Annotated in this window: 23 protein-coding genes; all 23 read right to left on the bottom strand. The window is 28.6% G+C overall.

Annotated elements, in window-relative coordinates:
• Positions 1-50 precede the first annotated feature (50 nt).
• Positions 51-746, bottom strand: a complete 696-nt coding sequence (locus CLFE_RS07435; RefSeq protein WP_077894728.1) for a DUF2786 domain-containing protein — start codon at positions 744-746, stop codon at positions 51-53.
• 29 nt (positions 747-775) lie between these two features.
• A complete protein-coding gene (locus CLFE_RS07430; RefSeq protein ID WP_077894727.1) occupies positions 776-976 on the bottom strand; it encodes a hypothetical protein in 201 nt (66 codons plus the stop codon).
• A 13-nt stretch (positions 977-989) separates the two neighbouring features.
• Entirely contained in the window at positions 990-1616 is a 627-nt protein-coding gene (locus tag CLFE_RS07425) for a hypothetical protein (RefSeq protein WP_077894726.1), read from the bottom strand.
• A 385-nt stretch (positions 1617-2001) separates the two neighbouring features.
• Entirely contained in the window at positions 2002-2289 is a 288-nt protein-coding gene (locus CLFE_RS07420; protein WP_077894725.1) for a hypothetical protein, read from the bottom strand.
• Positions 2290-2330: 41 nt separating this feature from the next.
• Complete coding sequence (locus CLFE_RS07415; protein WP_077894724.1) at positions 2331-2630, bottom strand: hypothetical protein; 300 nt, start codon at positions 2628-2630, stop codon at positions 2331-2333.
• Between the two features lie 15 nt (positions 2631-2645).
• A complete protein-coding gene (locus CLFE_RS07410) occupies positions 2646-2900 on the bottom strand; it encodes a hypothetical protein (protein ID WP_077894723.1) in 255 nt (84 codons plus the stop codon).
• Positions 2901-2964: 64 nt separating this feature from the next.
• A complete protein-coding gene (locus CLFE_RS07405; protein WP_077894722.1) occupies positions 2965-3156 on the bottom strand; it encodes a Rha family transcriptional regulator in 192 nt (63 codons plus the stop codon).
• Between the two features lie 25 nt (positions 3157-3181).
• Positions 3182-3955, bottom strand: coding sequence for a phage antirepressor KilAC domain-containing protein (locus CLFE_RS07400; protein WP_349497238.1), 774 nt, complete (start codon positions 3953-3955; stop codon positions 3182-3184).
• 53 nt (positions 3956-4008) lie between these two features.
• A complete protein-coding gene (locus tag CLFE_RS07395; RefSeq protein WP_077894721.1) occupies positions 4009-4554 on the bottom strand; it encodes a hypothetical protein in 546 nt (181 codons plus the stop codon).
• A 192-nt stretch (positions 4555-4746) separates the two neighbouring features.
• Positions 4747-5643 carry a hypothetical protein gene (locus CLFE_RS07390; protein WP_077894720.1) on the bottom strand — a complete coding sequence of 299 codons (897 nt, stop codon included), beginning with the start codon at positions 5641-5643 and terminating at the stop codon, positions 4747-4749.
• Positions 5640-6530, bottom strand: a complete 891-nt coding sequence (locus CLFE_RS07385; RefSeq protein ID WP_077894719.1) for a hypothetical protein — start codon at positions 6528-6530, stop codon at positions 5640-5642. Before CLFE_RS07385 ends, CLFE_RS07390 begins: the two co-directional genes overlap by 4 nt.
• 241 nt (positions 6531-6771) lie before the next feature.
• Entirely contained in the window at positions 6772-7362 is a 591-nt protein-coding gene (locus CLFE_RS07380) for a hypothetical protein (RefSeq protein ID WP_077894718.1), read from the bottom strand.
• Positions 7363-7380: 18 nt separating this feature from the next.
• The gene (locus CLFE_RS07375) at positions 7381-7713 is read right to left on the bottom strand and encodes a hypothetical protein (RefSeq protein ID WP_077894717.1); all 333 of its coding nucleotides are present in this window, start codon (positions 7711-7713) and stop codon (positions 7381-7383) included.
• Positions 7714-7763: 50 nt separating this feature from the next.
• Positions 7764-7892 (bottom strand): hypothetical protein, encoded by a 129-nt coding sequence (locus tag CLFE_RS24240; RefSeq protein WP_284738950.1) that lies wholly within the window; start codon positions 7890-7892, stop codon positions 7764-7766.
• Positions 7893-7976: 84 nt separating this feature from the next.
• Positions 7977-8219 (bottom strand): hypothetical protein, encoded by a 243-nt coding sequence (locus CLFE_RS07370; RefSeq protein ID WP_077894716.1) that lies wholly within the window; start codon positions 8217-8219, stop codon positions 7977-7979.
• Complete coding sequence (locus CLFE_RS07365) at positions 8209-8970, bottom strand: restriction endonuclease (RefSeq protein ID WP_077894715.1); 762 nt, start codon at positions 8968-8970, stop codon at positions 8209-8211. The genes CLFE_RS07370 and CLFE_RS07365 overlap by 11 nt, the downstream gene beginning before the upstream one ends.
• Before the next feature lie 7 nt (positions 8971-8977).
• Positions 8978-9937: a hypothetical protein gene (locus tag CLFE_RS07360; protein ID WP_077894714.1), complete on the bottom strand. Its 960-nt coding sequence runs from the start codon at positions 9935-9937 to the stop codon at positions 8978-8980.
• Positions 9938-10318: 381 nt separating this feature from the next.
• Positions 10319-10990, bottom strand: a complete 672-nt coding sequence (locus tag CLFE_RS07355; protein ID WP_077894713.1) for a hypothetical protein — start codon at positions 10988-10990, stop codon at positions 10319-10321.
• A 234-nt stretch (positions 10991-11224) separates the two neighbouring features.
• Positions 11225-11521, bottom strand: a complete 297-nt coding sequence (locus tag CLFE_RS07350) for a hypothetical protein (RefSeq protein ID WP_077894712.1) — start codon at positions 11519-11521, stop codon at positions 11225-11227.
• Between the two features lie 23 nt (positions 11522-11544).
• Positions 11545-12597: a ParM/StbA family protein gene (locus CLFE_RS07345; RefSeq protein WP_077894711.1), complete on the bottom strand. Its 1053-nt coding sequence runs from the start codon at positions 12595-12597 to the stop codon at positions 11545-11547.
• A gap of 143 nt (positions 12598-12740) precedes the next feature.
• On the bottom strand, positions 12741-13007 hold the full coding sequence (locus CLFE_RS07340; RefSeq protein WP_077894710.1) for a SpoVG family protein: 267 nt from the start codon (positions 13005-13007) through the stop codon (positions 12741-12743).
• 16 nt (positions 13008-13023) lie between these two features.
• On the bottom strand, positions 13024-13665 hold the full coding sequence (locus CLFE_RS07335; RefSeq protein WP_077894709.1) for a prepilin peptidase: 642 nt from the start codon (positions 13663-13665) through the stop codon (positions 13024-13026).
• 81 nt (positions 13666-13746) lie between these two features.
• Entirely contained in the window at positions 13747-16719 is a 2973-nt protein-coding gene (locus CLFE_RS07330; RefSeq protein ID WP_077894708.1) for a hypothetical protein, read from the bottom strand.
• Between the last annotated feature and the right edge of the window lie 34 nt (positions 16720-16753).

The raw sequence follows: 16753 nt of genomic DNA, 5'->3' as shown, positions 1-16753 counted from the left end.
TGAATTTTAAAAAATCATATAAATTTCTTTTACCTCAGTTTTTAAATTAATTACTTGCTTTGTAACTGAATATGCTCTTCTTTTTCTCCTTCAGTAATTTTGTTGGATATACTGAACTTCTTACCATCCTCACACCCTTTTGAATAAGCATCTTCATTACCTCTATATGCTGTATTCATTGTTACCTTTTTCTTAAACTTTATTTTCTCATGAGCTTCAACTACTTCTTTATCTTTAACAAGTACAATACCCCATTCTTTGTTATTCCTTTTCTGCTCCTCAAATTTTTCCTCAAGTCCATCTATAAAACCTAAACTATAATCATTTTCTATACCTCTAGTACTATATCCATTCTTTGAATACTGATATTTTAGCTTTTTAACTACACTATATACTGAATCCACTGCATAATTTAAAACTAAATTACATACTATAACATCCTCTTCTCTGCCAAAGAAAACTATAGTATTAATTCTTCTTCTTTTGTAATAAACATAGCAGCCGAAATTCTCTGAAATTACTTTTGCAAGTTGAGCCTTCCATTTAGCTTTAGTAAAAGTTACGTCTGTTACTTTTTCTTGTATTTTACTATCATAGCTCTTATATTCTTTTACCTCTTTAATTGATAATTTATATTTCACAAGAAGTTCTTGAGCTTTAAGCATAGCAACTTCCGCCTCATGCTCATTACTACTTTCACTTAAGCTTAAAAGTTTCTGTATCTTCTTAATTATTTTAGTATCCATAATTATTCCTCCTACAAAAAAGCAGCTACCTATTCGAATATAGATAACTGCTCTCCTTTATTTTTTATTTCTTTTTTACTGCGTTCTATTGCTATCACTGGAAATGTATATAGCTTATTCCCTGATACAATATTAACTGTATCTCCATGATTATAAATTGAATAAATTTCCCCTTCTAATATTTCACCTTTATAATTAAATTTAACCTTATCTCCTTTTTCTATATCCATATATATTACTTCCTTAATCCCAATTTAATCCGCCTTTAAAATCATAAGTAAATCCTACAGCTTCAAGTTTAGCTTGATATTTCTTTTTCATTTCTTCAAATTGTCTAATACCTAATACTGAAAGTACTCTATATCCTTCTTCCAAATTGTGATATTCTCCATTTTCAATATCCTCTTTAGTTACAGTTATAAAATCACAATTTTTATTAACCCATTTAGTAAAATTACTTTCAAGATAATTAACAACACTTGAAAGCATATATCTATCATTATATTCTGCTTTATCAATCTCTTTTGGTATATCCTCTCCAAATATCTTTTTTAATTGAAATAATGATAAAGTAACATTATCATAAAATCCATCGTCCTCGTCTATTCCCATATATACCTCTTTAGTATTTGTATCAATTACTATTGCTGTCATTTGAGATCCTGTAGAGTATCTATTTTTTAATTCATTGTTTATCACTGGCTTTGAAACTAATGTATGTTCTATATCCCATAATAAAATATACATTTTAAATTCAACTCCTGGTGCATTAACTATATGTTCATCTGGTTGTCCAATAACATAACCTTTAGTGCCTTCTGGTATTTCATATTGTGCAAATTTCATATTCTTTCTTGTTACGCAATACATTAAATTTCCACCCTTCACTTTGAAAATCAAATATATAAAAACAACTACCTACAATAAACCCTTTAGATAGCTGCTTTATATAATTTTTATTAAATTTAATCTACTATTCCTCCACCGTAGAATTCTCCCATGGTTAAACCTCTTTTCAGTTTATAATCTTCGCTAACCATTATTCTACCGTATTTTTCATCATTTCTTTCCCAATAAACCATTTTCCAATTATATTTTGAATCATTATATTTCTTGTCCTTATAATCTACTTCATTGTAGCTCCTGTATTTATCTCACTCATTTTCACTAACTGCTATATGTTTTCTATCCACAAAATCATATATACTCATTTTCATCCTTCTCCTTAAAACTCTCTCATATTTTTGCTATAGATTTAAATTCTTATTTTTAAATATCCCAAATAATTATTAGAACAATTATCGGTCCAATACTTCCTAACCAGTGCATATGCATCAGCCCTATTTATAAATTTACCTTTATGCTTTTGTCCCATAACTGAATACTTAACATCAAGCTCATAGCTTCTATTATCAATAATCTGTTTAAAAGGTGCTAATGTGGGTACTTTACAAATAACTATTTCATCATTTTCTTTTCTAACAAACCATTCATAATATCCAAATGTACATTCCTCATAAAATGGAATATCATTTTTAGTCATATCCATTTACCTCCAAATAAAAAAGATTACCTCATTAAAAGTTAATCCTTCTCATAATTTTTATTTTGTTGTATATCATATAAATCCTCTCCTTGAAGATACCTAAAAGCTTCTTCAATAGTTTCAAAATCTTCCGTCCATGCATCGCCACTGGAATTATCAACAGCTGTAAATCCTCCATCTTTTCTAAACTCTAAGAATTTTCCTATCGGTTTTCTTTCACGAATAATTTTTATAGCCGTTTTCGTTGAAATAGATTTAATATCAAAAACATTTATTAATAAATTTTTAAAGTTTATTTCAATATTTCTCAAACTTTTTATTTCATCTATCTTTCCCATTTTTATTATTCCTCTTCATTCTATTGAATTTAATAATTTCACAAACTTCTCATACTTCTTGTCTACTATTTTATTTACATCTGCCGTTTCAGTAAAAACAGTATGTGCATTAGGATTCTTATTTTGATACATACTAGTTATATGCTTACTTAACTCACTTGCACCATCTAAAAAACCATCTATATAAGCACATAATATTTTTTGCTTTAGTTTACCCTCTTCCGTTTTTGCTGGACTTTTAATTAATGCCATTGATTTTGTATCTAACATTTAAATTTCCCCCTTAAGCTCCACAATTTTCTTTAAAGTATTTCTCTGCTTCTCCTGATGTATATCAAACATTATAATCAGACGTCCTCAATTTTGAGTGGGTTTTTAAAATTGTTTTATTTGCTTCTTCAATTTGATTTGAGTACGTTTCAACATCTCTAACTAAATGATCATGTCTTTTACCTACCATTTCTGCTACTTCTCTACTATCTAAAGTTACTTCTTTATTGATACTGTTTACTAATTCATTTTCCATCTTTTACATTTCCCCTTTGAATTTATTAACAAAATATATCTGAACCTTTTCCTGTAACTTTAGATGTTTTTGAAATACTGATGTGTCCATCATTGTGAATTATTGATGTTTCTTTAATCTCAAATAATCCAAAATCCATAGATTTTTGTGTTGGCATATTATAATCAGTTCCTTTTCTCTTAATTAAATAGCCATTATTACGCATCCATTCAAATAATCTTTTAGCTCCTATGTCCTCATGACCATTTTGTTTTATTATTTTTGCTAAATCACCTACTAAAATTGAAGTCTGTGAAGACTGAACACTTTCTGCAAACAATACTTTAGGTTGCTGCTCTTTTAATTGCTCATCTTTTTCAATATTTTCTAATTTTAATTTTTCAATACTTTGCTTTGCAATTTCTAATGCACGTTTCATAATCATTTCTGGACTATTCCATGCTTTTTCTACTGCAATAAAATACTTGCGTGCTTGTTTACTAAGTTTCTTTGTTTCTTCATTCGTACGTGGAGCCACTCCTGCTATCATACAAATTTCTTTTGCAGTATCTAATGTAAGAGCATACCCTATTAATGTTGCATTGTTACCTTCCTTTTTAAAAGGGAAGCGAGTAAAATCTTTATTTTCAACTGCTTCAACAACATCAAGCTGCTTTTTTATCCAATCAGAAAAATCCTGCTGCACCTTTAAAAATTTATAAACATCTCTAGCACTTACAATTACTTCACCATTTTCATTCCTTCTAATTGGTATTAAGTGATGTTCTTTAAAAATTTGCAACTCATTTTGATATTTCATCTTTTTTTCTCCTCTCACAATTTTAAATTTTCTTTGTATCCTTTTCATGATTATTATCCTTCTATAAAATCAGGTTTAATTTCTTCATAATCTGCTGGAACAAATTCTTCAGCACTTATACTATCTCCAGCCCAACTTCCAACATATGAAAGCATTTTTTTATCACTGGTATAGAAATCTCCACCACCTTCTCCATTACCTATAGCTGTAAGCAATGATAAAGGGTGTATAATCCATCCACCATCATATGAAGGTAAAGTTTCCATATTAATAAATTGTTTCTTATCGTGATTTAGTAGATATTCCGATAAATGCGTTGTAATCTCAGGTTCTATTTTTTTTAACACTCCATCACTAGCACAATCATAAATATTTCCTTCATATCCTTCTGGTGTATATAAACCACTTTCTGCATAATCTCCAGCCCATACAATTTTATCTTTATGCCATGCACCACCAGGTTGAAGTAATCCCTCAATTGCACACATAAAATCGTTTTTTCTATACGAGTGCTCTGTAAGTTTTGAAAATGAATCATAGTCATGCGGTTCTACAAATTCTCCTTTTGTAATGTTTATTGCTTCAAAATATTGTCCCATCTTTCTTCCTCCCTTAATTTTAGATAAAATAAAAACCGTACACAGACATAAAATGCCTACGCACAGTTTTGTTAGCCAAAATTGACCTAATGAAAATAAATGTTACTAAAAAAATAGTAAAGACTAAAAAATGTCTCTACTATCTTTATACATTATTTTTTTGTTTTTATCACTGGAAGGTTGAAAAAAGAGTTAATATGTATACTTTAAATAATAATTTAGATACGCCTCTCCTACATATTCCCTTTCTTTTTTATTAAGTTTATTAAATGATCCTCTTTCCAACAAGCTAAACATCCTATAAATATCAATAATTTCTTTGCTTAAATAATTAAGATACTTATATTTTATATTATTAAACTCATCAAATTTAAAACGATCTTTCATATTGCTAACATTATAATAATTATACGAAGGAAATCGATTATTCTTAAATGAATCAATTAGTATTTTTTTATTATTTTCATTAAACATTTCAAGTCTTTTAAAATTATAAATTATTTCTTCTCTTAAAAAATAATCAATCATTTCTTGAACTTTTTTAATTTCTTCTTGCTTTTCATTTTCGTACTTTGATTTATCATAATGAATTTGCTTTTCTATTGCATCCATTGAAGCCTCATAAGATTTTTTTCCTCCTATTTTAGCTCCTATTATTGCTCCAGCAACACCTATTATTGCCGAAAAAACTCCACTGGTTAAACTTGAATAATATCCAACCATCTCACCTTCTTTTTCTGTAGTAAAATAAGCACTAACTATTTCTAAGATTCCTTGTCCAATAGCAATTGATATTACAACAAAAGCAACAATTGAAGATATTATAATAACTATTGCATCTGGATCTTTTAAAAATTGTATTAAGGAATAAAAAAATAATATTACAATCATAATTATAAAACCTATACCCATAATACCCCTTGCTAAATTTTTGTTTAAAAAAAGCAACAAAATTCCTAAAATAAACCCAACTAAACCAAATAAAAATACCATCATCATATATCGTTCTTTTTTTTCTAGCCAAGGTGAAGCCTTATTTTTCGACCAATATACAATGTTCCTCCATGAAAACTTATTCTTAAAACTCATTTTAAATCATCCCCAAGTTTTTTTACAAATTCCCATGATTCCTTATTATTATAATCTTGAAATACGTTTATTTCATTAGGAGTATTTATAACAAATGGCCAAAGTACATTATTAATTCCTTTATTTTCACCCTTTTCAAAGAAAAATTTAATTACCTTTTCCGGAACGTTGCACAATTCAAAGATTTCCTCATTAAAATATTCTTCATAGAGGCTATTAATTTCAATAGATTTTTGATGTACTATTTCATTCCTACATTTTTCAAATTTTTTAAACTTGTTCCACATTTCTCCTCTTTTTATGCTTTCACATTGATAAATATCAACTAATATATCTGATATTTTAACATCTAATGATAACCATCTTTCTATAGCTTTTTTATCATAAATTTCAATTATGCCTTTATTACTAATAATATTTTTGTACTGATAATCTTCATTTATACTTAGATTAGTAAATGCTTCAATAGCTGTATACCCAAATACTATACTTGTTTGAATATCCTCTATATATTCATAAATTATTGATGTATTTTCTGATAATTGCTTAAAAGTATTTACACCTATACCATCTGAATGTCTATATTTATTAGGATTTATTTTTTCTTCATATATATTTTTACCATTGATTAGAGCTTTATTGGCTATAGATAATAATATACCAACATTATTTGGTGCATAATAGCTTATTACATTGTCACTTTTACCGAATTCTATTCTATTAATCTCTTGAATATATACAATTTCTTGCCCTTTATCAACACCGATAGGTCTTTTGCTTCTACTATCAACAACTATATTATTTTGGCCATTAACTGAAGTTACTACACATAATTTTTTCCCATCGAATCTTTTTTCAATTAATCTTACCTTTTTGTTATTTCCCATATCTACTCCTTATAAAAATTATATAATCTTATACTATATAAACGATTATATATGAAATACAAAAATATAACAAATATTTATATCATTACTTTATTTTAACTTTTTATAAATATATTTAATAATTATACAACTTTCTTCAATATATTTTCTGTGGAAAGTAGTAATACACATCTTTTTCAGTACCTAATCAAATTGCTTGATTATAAAAAAATACATTCATTTTCGTTGCCCCCTGTTTATATTAAAAATTCATACTTAGTCCTACAATATTGTTACTATCACCAGTATTTATATTATCAATTTCAGCTTCGTCTTCTTGAATAACTTCTTGTGGATCATCTAATTGTATATTACTTTCTTCAGGAACAATATCAAGAAACTTTTTTATTAACTCTACATTGCTTTCTAAATTAATAAGCACACTATAAAGCCTCTGCTTACTTATATCATCAAAGTTTCCTCCAAGAGCTTCATGAATTCCTTTGAGTTTAGTTACTTGTCCGCCAATAGTTTCATCAAGTTTATTGCATATGTCTAAAATAGATGGTGCATAGTCTATTTGTGTAAGCTTCTCTTTTATTCCATCATTAATTTTATCTTGGACTTTCACCTCTACAAGTTTTAGCTGTTTTTTTAATTCTTTTTTCTCACTGGTAAGTAAATTTATATTTGAATTTGCAACTTCAATCTGATTGTTAAGACCTTGAATTTCTGTATCCTTCTCTTCCTCTACTTTAGCTCGTTCTTCTTCTCTAGCTTTTTCAACAGCTTTTTGCATGTCATTCTGTGCTTCTATAAGTCTTTGTACCATTTCCTCTACTGTTAGTTCCATATTTAATTCACCTCTATTTTAAATATACTTTATAACCTCTTTGTATTTAGTAAATTCATGATATTTAATAAAAATATCCTTAAACTTTCTAGGTATATAAACGTAATCTACTTTTTGCCTACTTGCTGATTTAAAAAGTATCAATAATATTTTTATTTCCATCTCATTAAGTTCATCATTATTTTGATGAAGATTAACTATTGTTAAGTCATTCTTAAAGCTATACATCCTTTTGAGGTTATCATATACTTTTATTTTGCCATTAAAACCTATACTTTCTAATTTATCAATGTCATATGTTAATACAACTATCTTTTTGCCATCATTTAAATTGTCAATTAAACTTTCCATCCGTTCATCCCCTTATTTTTTTAATATATCTGACAGTCATTTACTCTTATTTACTTTATTTCTCTATTAACATCTACATAACAGAAATAAGTATCTTTTCTTATAAATTTATATGTTTTTCCGATTTTATCTCTATACCAATCGTCTTTATTTGATGAAGACATTATAATAGCTCTCATACAATCTACCTCCAACTATTTTTTTACATAAAAATAAGCCCCTATGGACTATAATTCCTATCTATTCATTTATCACTAAGAACATTAAATATCACTTTTATCTTTATTTTTGTTTACTTTATTAATAATAAAATTTAATACCTTCCTTACTGCATCAAAACCAAAAGCAACAACAAATGTAACCGCAGCTATGATAATAGCTAAAGTCATAAAATTTAGTTTTATAAATAATGTCACTAAAACTGCTCCTATGAGAACTACTACATTAGAAATTGATTTTAATTTATTTATTCTCTTTTGCAGTTTATCTATTTCTTTATTTCTCACTGGTGGAACATCTCCTTGTACCCTTGCACTTAGGATAATTATTGCATCCATAGAAATCTCCATTCTTCCCATGTATCAGTTTCATTTCTCCTCCACACTTGGGACATATAACCCTTTTGCTTATCTCACTGGAATTATTTATATTGGGATTATTCTTATTCATAATTTTTATAAGTTCTTTTCTATCCCAAAGCTCTACATCCTTATTACTTTCAGCCAAATTAATTGCATTAGGTGTAAAATAATTATTCGTTACAACTAAACATTTATCAGCTTTATAGTAAGCCCTAGCACCTATAACTTGTTGAACTGCTTCAATTCCAACTTTGTTTATCCAGCGTTTAGCTTGTACAACAGTCTTACTACCATTTCTATTTAACACAAGGTCTGCTCCATAGTCTCCTGTCTTAGGAGTTAATTCAACTTTATATCCTAACTTTTCAAAATGAGCTTTTAGAAATTCCTCAAACTCTTCACCTGTCATTTTGTCAACAATGTTGATACTACTATTTAAATACTTTGATGATGTTCTATTATTTAAGAACTGTTTATACAGAAGTTTTATTAAAACTATGAAAAATAAAAATGCCACTACAATTAGCATGACATTTCTTATACTTCCAACATCAAACCTATATTCAGACACTTTATTTACTTTCAGGTAGCACAGAATCAAGCCGACAGCACTTATAATTACTTCTAAATACAGTTTTCTTCGTCTATCTTTCATTCTTCTTTTTTTCCTTGACACTTAACCATCACCTTCTTAATTTTAAATCTTCTAAGTTTACAGTCCTTATTTTTATTCCTGGTAATTCTTTTTCTAAAGTTTCTTCCTGCTCCTCTAAGCACACTACTTCTATTTTTGCTCTTACAGATGCAGAGTTATATTCAAACATTGTTCTATACTGTTTTAATTTCACAAGTTTCTCCATATCGTTATTTATCATAGTAATTATGTTAACACCATCTGATGTAACATAGTCAGCAAAGATAAAACTTGACTTAGAAAGATTGACATTACCATAAACTAATTTGGCAGCTACATAATTAACATCTTTTACTCCGTAGAGGTTAAGAAGACTAAGACCATAATCAGTTAATGGCAATAACACTTGTTCTTTAACTTCCAGAGTTCTTAATTCTTCTTTATATAGGTTCATTGTTAAACCATCTTCAGCAAATATTATTACACTATCAAATAAACCTTCCCTTGATTTTTGAATTATTTCTTCTCTAATATTTTTTACAAGTCTCTTTTTTAAAGTAACTGCTCCTTTTGAAGGATTTTCATTTAATTTTCCAAGATTATATATATAATACTCACTGGAATTCAAAGGATTCACTATCTTACCATAGTACAGCAGTTTCATATCTGCAAAAGAATTTTTCATCTCCCAGCTTGGATATATTTTATATACCTTTTCAAGCGATATTAATATCTCTGCTATTTTAGCTATTCTATTTCTAGCTCTTTTATCTCCACTTATATTTCTAGGTTCTATACCTAAACCACGTACATATTCTTTTCCATCACTGGATAGATAACTTATCTTTTGATTCTTTAGAATATATCCTGCATCCGCTAGTTTTTTTCTTCTATACCTAGAATATTGAATGTGTAAGCCATAATGCTTATCAACCGTAGATTTATTAAGTACACCAAACCTTCCTAATAGTTTTAAATATTCTATATCTCTCTGTTGAAGTCTAATCACATTACCACCTCTTTTGTTAATGCTTAATTTGCATAATTATTATTTTTAATGAATGGTTATTACTTTAATTTTCTTTGCTATTTTAAGTTTTCATTCTTATTTTTTCACTGCATTTATTCTGTACCTGAAGTTCTATTTTAAATTTAATTTCTTATTTTCAAAATCAGTAAGTGCCATTTTCTCTAATCAAGACAAAGAGTGCCTATTAGCACTCTTGTTTTTGAAAAAATCACACTCCTTAAAGGCTCATTTTTACTCACTTTTTTCAGAAATGATATAATATCAACTAAACCCTTATAACAAAACTTGCAAGTTGATATATGTTTTATGCCCTTAAAACTCGCATTTCTCCGTCACACTTTTTTTGCAAATTGATATAGGTTATTTTATTAAATCTGATATTCTTTTACCCATATCGTTAAAATAAATATATATTTCAGTATGTGGATTCTTTCTATCCATTTCCACTTCAAAACCAAAAGATGAAATGTATTTTATGCAATCATCAGAAATTAACCCGCTTCGTCCAATTCCATCAAAAACAGGTTTAAAATATTTATTATCAGCATCAAATATTACCCCTACTGGAGCATACATTTTGATATAAACAAAAATTTCATCAACAGCTTTAATTGAATCTAATGATCTTATAGCTTTACTGATTGTATTTTTCCACTTTTCTGTAAAATATCCACCCCCTTTATTAGTTGTTTTTATGTATATACTAGGCAAATAATCATAAACAACTATTTTTATTCTCTCCCTGCTGCACTCAATTTCATATTTCAATTCTAAAGACTTTTCCATTTTTTTAGCCAACTCATACGTTTCAGGATTTATTTTAAGCACTTCTATCTTTTCCTCTGCAAGCTTGTATAAACTCATTCTCAAATCTTCAAATGTTTTTATTATATGGATTATATCTTCATTATTTTTAGTTTTAACGAATGTAGTATCTTGGTACATCAACATATCTTCTTTCATTAAATCAGTCCTTTCAAAATTATTTACATAAAAAAAGACCTGCTCCAATTTAAGAACAAGTCTATGCAAATGTTACACTCTTAACACCTTTGTGTATCTAATTTTAAGAAAGTTTTTTATTAAAAGTGTTACACTTTTATATATTCACATACTTTAAGGTGTTACATTTTTAAATTTTAATATACTTTAATATGTTGATACTTCTATCTTTAAGTTGTGTTACATTTAAATGTAACATTTTAACACTTTTATACCCATAAAAGCCTTTATTAAAGCAACCTTAAAGTATGTTACATTTTTTTATTAGAAATTAAATAAATCTCCAACATTTTTATCCCATTTTCCTATGTCATTATTCTGTTTATTTTCAGTAATATTTTCAACATTAATATTTTTTATTCCTGACCTTTTTATTTCATTCAATGTATCATTTATTTCTATAATATTTTTATTCAGTGATGTAATTATATCTTTATATTTAAAATAAAATCTAAGAGCTTCCCTTGTAAGTTCTGCCCTTTCCTTATTATCTTTTAACTTTTCAAGTTCCACTCCAATATCATCATCTTGTTGTTTTCTTAATCGCAGATTTAAAACCATATTAACACCCCTAAAATGTTAAACTATTTTTGCATTTTGTCTCTAATATCTGCTATTAACTTATACCCTTTCGCATTTCCCATTTGAGCATTATCTACTAATTGAGTATTACTTGAAAAATCTTTTAAATATGGAAACATTGTAATTCCACCACCGCCGCCAATAAATGTTACTGCTATTTTATCTATTATATCTGCCAATTTAGATTTTAAAGCTGCCTTTACTTTTCTAGCCCTATCATCTTCTATAAGTTCTAATTCTTTACTTATATCTATCCATCTGCCATCGAACCATGTCTTCCCATCAGCTACTAATTGATTAAGGAAACCTACTTCTAACATCTGGCCTGTCTTATTTTGAAATGCCATATTTGCATCATTACCTATCTGAAACATTCCATTATTTAAGCTCCCTGAAAAATTACCCGCAAGTTTTGGAACACCATTTGAATTAATCGAAAAAACAATATAATCAATTGTTTTATATCCCCAATCAATAAACAGTATGTAGGTATTGGGAATAGTATATTTCTTAATATCATTCCATATAGATGCATAAACAGCTCCAGTTCCCTGTGGCAGAATATCAACTTTATCAAATTTTATTAACTTTTCAATATTATATTCTGGTAAGCTTACAACTGCTTTATATTTTATAAGCATATCCTTAAACTCCTGCTTCTGACTTCTGATTTGATTTATAGGAAGTCCTGTAATTAAATTTACAGGTACTTTATCATGCGGAAACAGCAGTACAGAACTTGCAGCTAAAAGCACTTTAGTCTCAATACTGTTTATTTTATTATTATCAAGAAGATTACTCGAATTGCTCTCATTTCTTGCATTTTCTCCAACTAAAAACTCTCTTTTATCCATACCATTTGAAATAGAAATTTTTAAGTTTTCCTGTACAGTTCTTATATTAAATTCTTTATGCTTTTTAAATACGTCAGAAGAGCTATCCAGCGGAGAAAATCCCATGTCCATACTAATTATTGATGGAAAAAGTATTTCTTCATTACTATCGTTAACTCCTTTAGTATATCCATATCCAAGATCCAATGCTATCTTAAACATTTATCATCCCTCCAAATTATTCCTTACTTATATTTTACTATGTACACATTTTCATTGCAGAAAAAGCAAAGGCTTTCGCTGGTTTTTCTGAAATATTTTTTTAAAAACCCTCTCACTTAAAAAGTAAAAGGGTTAATAATCTTTTATTCTTTTTTGTCGTTGTACACTTTCATTATTGCTTCTTCTATTTCTTTTCTTGCCTTATTGGTTATAGGAAATGCTAAATTTATATATTTCCCTACTTTATTTTTCCTGCTTGGAAAATCAAGAAATAATCCCTTCTTACCTTCAATTATTCTTATTCCATTGATAACAAATTGGCCATCAATTGTTATGGCTACAAATCCCTTCAATTTTGTATTTTTTAATATTGACTCATTCTTTGTAATTCTTACATTTGTTATTTCCATTATAAATTTTCCTTTCTTATTTTAAAATCATAATTGTAAACAATAGTGAAGCTACTATATATGGTCCGAAAGCCACCCTCATTTTAATTAATATTTTTCTTTCTTTAAGCATTAGGTAAATTCCGTATAATCCGCAAATAACTATTGAATCCAGCATAATAATTGCTGTATTATTAAGTCCAGTTAGAAGTCCACACACCAAGAATATTTCCACATCACCCCAACCAAAAACTTTTAAAAATGCTAATATTGTTGAAACCACCAATGCAAAAACAGCTCCCATAACATATACTTTTATGTCAGTTCCATTAAAAAATTCTACAAATATAAATATAGAATTAATCACAAGAGCTACAAGTATAGTTGAAAAATAAACATACTTAGTTTTGTAGTCTATGATTGCAATTAATATTAATACAGAACTTACAGCGCAGTACTTTAAAAAATCTATTGATACTTTATATTTTAAGTAAAAAGCACAATAAATTAATCCAATTGAAAAAGTTACAATTATACGTCTATTAATTAATCTCTTAATATACCTAAAGGCATCTTTTCTTAATTCATCTCCCTTTTTTTCTTTAGGAACTTTTCTTGCAACCCATTCAATCATACTTCCGCAAAATAACCCACATATAAAAATTAATATTACTAACATATTTCATCCCCTTTTTACTAATTTTCACTTACACAAAAAATAGAAAAAGCGAATAAACATTTCTGCCTATCCGCCTCTTAATTATTTATTTACATCCTGACCTGTATCAATGATTTCTGTCTTAATACCACTTAAGACATTATCACAAACGTCCAACTTAACATATGCTGTTACAGTATGTCCATTATCTTTTTTAGCATCTATACGTATAATATATGGTTGTCTTCTTCTTCCATCCGTTGTATAAGTTTGTGGAACAGTAAGAGGTATTATATAATTTATTTTTTCTTCATGTATTGGCTCCTCTTTGATTTCCTTGTAAAGTGGAAATGTATTTACTTTATCCTGTGATGTTATATCTTCAGGTGGATAGATATACAAATATTTAGCATACCCTGTAGTTGTAATATCAAAAGTAACCTGCTGTCCCTGCTTTGCACTATCCGGTGTTAGTGTAGCTTTAATTGTTAGGAAATCTATAGTCTTATCTTCTAGCAGTGCAGTATTACCTACATTATCTGTAGCATAAGTTTTAATATTAACTTTATCACCTTGAGCTAAAGCGTATGCATCAAAATTGCCAGTTTCCCAGTTATCAAGATTATCTTTCTTATGCAAATTTACTTTCATACTTTTTCCTGTGTCTGGATCTGTCACAATTGAGTACACTTCTTTTATACCAGAGCCATCATTATCTGTCATATCTGCACCACATATATTAACTGTCTCACCATTTACCCCATAACTTATAACTCCTGTTGGAGCTTTACCATCAATATGAAGCCATTTACCACTATCTTGATAAGATGCTGCATATTCTTTATTTGTTATGCAACTATTTGTGTAAAATAACTTGAAGCTATCACCATCATTCTTAGCAGTGAGCCTATGAACTGCACTCAAATAATTATTACTATTCAAAGAACTTTGTACTGCTCTATCTCCGTTATTTAAAAAATTAAATTGCTGACTATAATCAGAACCATTGGAATAATGACCGCTTATATCTGCATACTCTCTAGCACTGTTTACTGTCATATTGCCATCCTTAGCAAACAACACATAAGTCCTTGAAGGATATATCCCATAAGATTGTGGAAAATATCCATTTGTGTACACACCAAACACACTATTAGGACGCACCCAATAGTTATTATCATTTTCTTTATAGTCATACTGCTGGACCTCTAAAGAGGCATTTATAGGTATTAAACTTTTTATTAATAGATTCCTGATATAATAATACGACCACCTCTTACTGTCCATATTCTGTACCTTCTCCCTTACTTGATAATTACCAGGTTCTAAAGAATATGGAGCCAGTTTATAATTCAAATTAACTACTTTTATCCTTAACGCAATAATAGCTTTATTTTGTCCTGTTGTTCCTGCTTGTTGACCATCTGAAACCCAATCTTGCCATCCATCACCCTGTATACATGCTTGATAATACACATGCATACCTTGCGGTGCGTTTGTAAGTTCTACATTTAAAGCTTGCAAGTTCAATCCTTGTCCCGTTGTTCCTGCCATAGCTCCATCAGATACCCAGTCTTGCCAACCTATACTGGCACAATGCGCACGATATTTTATACCCATACCACTTACTTTATTATTATTCAATTGAATTTTCAAAGCTTGAAAACTATATAAATCTTGGTTGCTTAAATTCCCTGAAATAGTACCATCATCAACAGCATTTTCCCATCCTTCATTTGATACATGTGAAGAATAGTTGACTTGAGACGTCTGCTGCTGTAAATTTAAATCATTCCAAGTGCTTCCGTTATCTCCTGAATACTGAAATTGTTTATTACTATTTACAATATCCTTAGGATCATTTGAGTTAGATGTATCAGACATATCTAATTCCTGATTCTGAAATATAGAATTTTGGCAATTAAATAATGCTGTTGGCTTAGCCGTTGGAGCTTTGACTACTTGCTCATTTCCTACATTATCTGTTAATTTTACTTTTATTGAATAAGTATCACTATCGCTATTTAAATTGTAATGATACCTATATAGTCCATTTCCAATGTTTTCAGTATTTTTATAAACACCACTATCTAAAAATTGTACACTTTTAACTCCGCTTCTTGAGTCTCTAACATTATCAATACATACATCAAAGCCAGTAGGTGATAAGTTATCTATATAAGTTCTTCCATAATCAGGTGCATCTCCATCTGTCTTTATCATAAAATTATTTATCCACTCTTGATCTCCAGCAGGTCCCCAATTTTCACTATTTTTATTACCTCCATGATAAGCAGTACCTTGACTATTTTGCGCCGAAGTACTCACTTGCACATCAGCGTTATTCTTAGTAATAGCAAAGTTAAATATAGCACCATATCCGTTACTGTCACAATCGCTATCACCACTAGGCATAAAATTCACATTATTATCAAAAGACACTACATTAATATTAGATGAATAAAATTGATGATAGACTTCATCATTTACACTATTAGTAAACCTAAGAAATACTTTGCCCAAATCCATTCTTCCTTCATTATCAAACCATTTAGAAGTTATATTTATACTTTTATTAGGCTTAATCCAGTATGAGCCTGCTACATCTTTATAATAATTTTCATCTGACAATTTTGTGTAAACAAAGTATGGTTTTGGTCTTCTGTAAAAGATATAATAGTATGCACAATATGCATTAGGTACTCCATTGTCATAATACATTTGTCCATGTTGGTTAATATCATTAAGATAATACATAACTGTGCTTGGCAAATTATATCTATTATCTAATGCTTGTATCACCCTATTACTATCAAATGACCAATACCTTCCATGATCATAAAAATTATCCCAATTACTAGTTTTGGACATATTAGGAAGTGCTCTCATATTATTACGTGGTGCATTAGGCTTACTATTAAAATTACCTCCTGCTGGTGAATAACTCAGATTGTTCGATAGCCAATTATCAACACCTTCGTAAGCATCATATATCTGTGTTGATGCAAATATATTAACCTTAAATTGCAACACAAAAAGTAAACTTAAAGATGCAATAAATATTTTTTTATTCACAATTCAACCGACTCCTTTCAAAAAATAATGATAA

Source organism: Clostridium felsineum DSM 794, assembly GCF_002006355.2.
In the GTDB taxonomy this organism is placed as follows: domain Bacteria; phylum Bacillota; class Clostridia; order Clostridiales; family Clostridiaceae; genus Clostridium_S; species Clostridium_S felsineum.
Note: the sequence above shows the minus strand (reverse complement) of the source record. Positions and strands in the feature narration are given on the sequence as shown.

Coding starts and splice junctions, on each gene's coding strand:
- CLFE_RS07420 (WP_077894725.1), bottom strand. CDS start 2,289: ATGACTAAAAATGATATTCCATTTTATGAGGAATGTACATTTGGATAT.
- CLFE_RS07425 (WP_077894726.1), bottom strand. CDS start 1,616: ATGTATTGCGTAACAAGAAAGAATATGAAATTTGCACAATATGAAATA.
- CLFE_RS07435 (WP_077894728.1), bottom strand. CDS start 746: ATGGATACTAAAATAATTAAGAAGATACAGAAACTTTTAAGCTTAAGT.
- CLFE_RS07410 (WP_077894723.1), bottom strand. CDS start 2,900: ATGTTAGATACAAAATCAATGGCATTAATTAAAAGTCCAGCAAAAACG.
- CLFE_RS07430 (WP_077894727.1), bottom strand. CDS start 976: ATGGATATAGAAAAAGGAGATAAGGTTAAATTTAATTATAAAGGTGAA.
- CLFE_RS07375 (WP_077894717.1), bottom strand. CDS start 7,713: ATGGAAAGTTTAATTGACAATTTAAATGATGGCAAAAAGATAGTTGTA.
- CLFE_RS07335 (WP_077894709.1), bottom strand. CDS start 13,665: ATGTTAGTAATATTAATTTTTATATGTGGGTTATTTTGCGGAAGTATG.
- CLFE_RS07380 (WP_077894718.1), bottom strand. CDS start 7,362: ATGGAACTAACAGTAGAGGAAATGGTACAAAGACTTATAGAAGCACAG.
- CLFE_RS07350 (WP_077894712.1), bottom strand. CDS start 11,521: ATGGTTTTAAATCTGCGATTAAGAAAACAACAAGATGATGATATTGGA.
- CLFE_RS07400 (WP_349497238.1), bottom strand. CDS start 3,955: ATGAAATATCAAAATGAGTTGCAAATTTTTAAAGAACATCACTTAATA.
- CLFE_RS07390 (WP_077894720.1), bottom strand. CDS start 5,643: ATGAGTTTTAAGAATAAGTTTTCATGGAGGAACATTGTATATTGGTCG.
- CLFE_RS07415 (WP_077894724.1), bottom strand. CDS start 2,630: ATGGGAAAGATAGATGAAATAAAAAGTTTGAGAAATATTGAAATAAAC.
- CLFE_RS07345 (WP_077894711.1), bottom strand. CDS start 12,597: ATGTTTAAGATAGCATTGGATCTTGGATATGGATATACTAAAGGAGTT.
- CLFE_RS24240 (WP_284738950.1), bottom strand. CDS start 7,892: ATGAGAGCTATTATAATGTCTTCATCAAATAAAGACGATTGGTATAGA.
- CLFE_RS07395 (WP_077894721.1), bottom strand. CDS start 4,554: ATGGGACAATATTTTGAAGCAATAAACATTACAAAAGGAGAATTTGTA.
- CLFE_RS07340 (WP_077894710.1), bottom strand. CDS start 13,007: ATGGAAATAACAAATGTAAGAATTACAAAGAATGAGTCAATATTAAAA.
- CLFE_RS07385 (WP_077894719.1), bottom strand. CDS start 6,530: ATGGGAAATAACAAAAAGGTAAGATTAATTGAAAAAAGATTCGATGGG.
- CLFE_RS07405 (WP_077894722.1), bottom strand. CDS start 3,156: ATGGAAAATGAATTAGTAAACAGTATCAATAAAGAAGTAACTTTAGAT.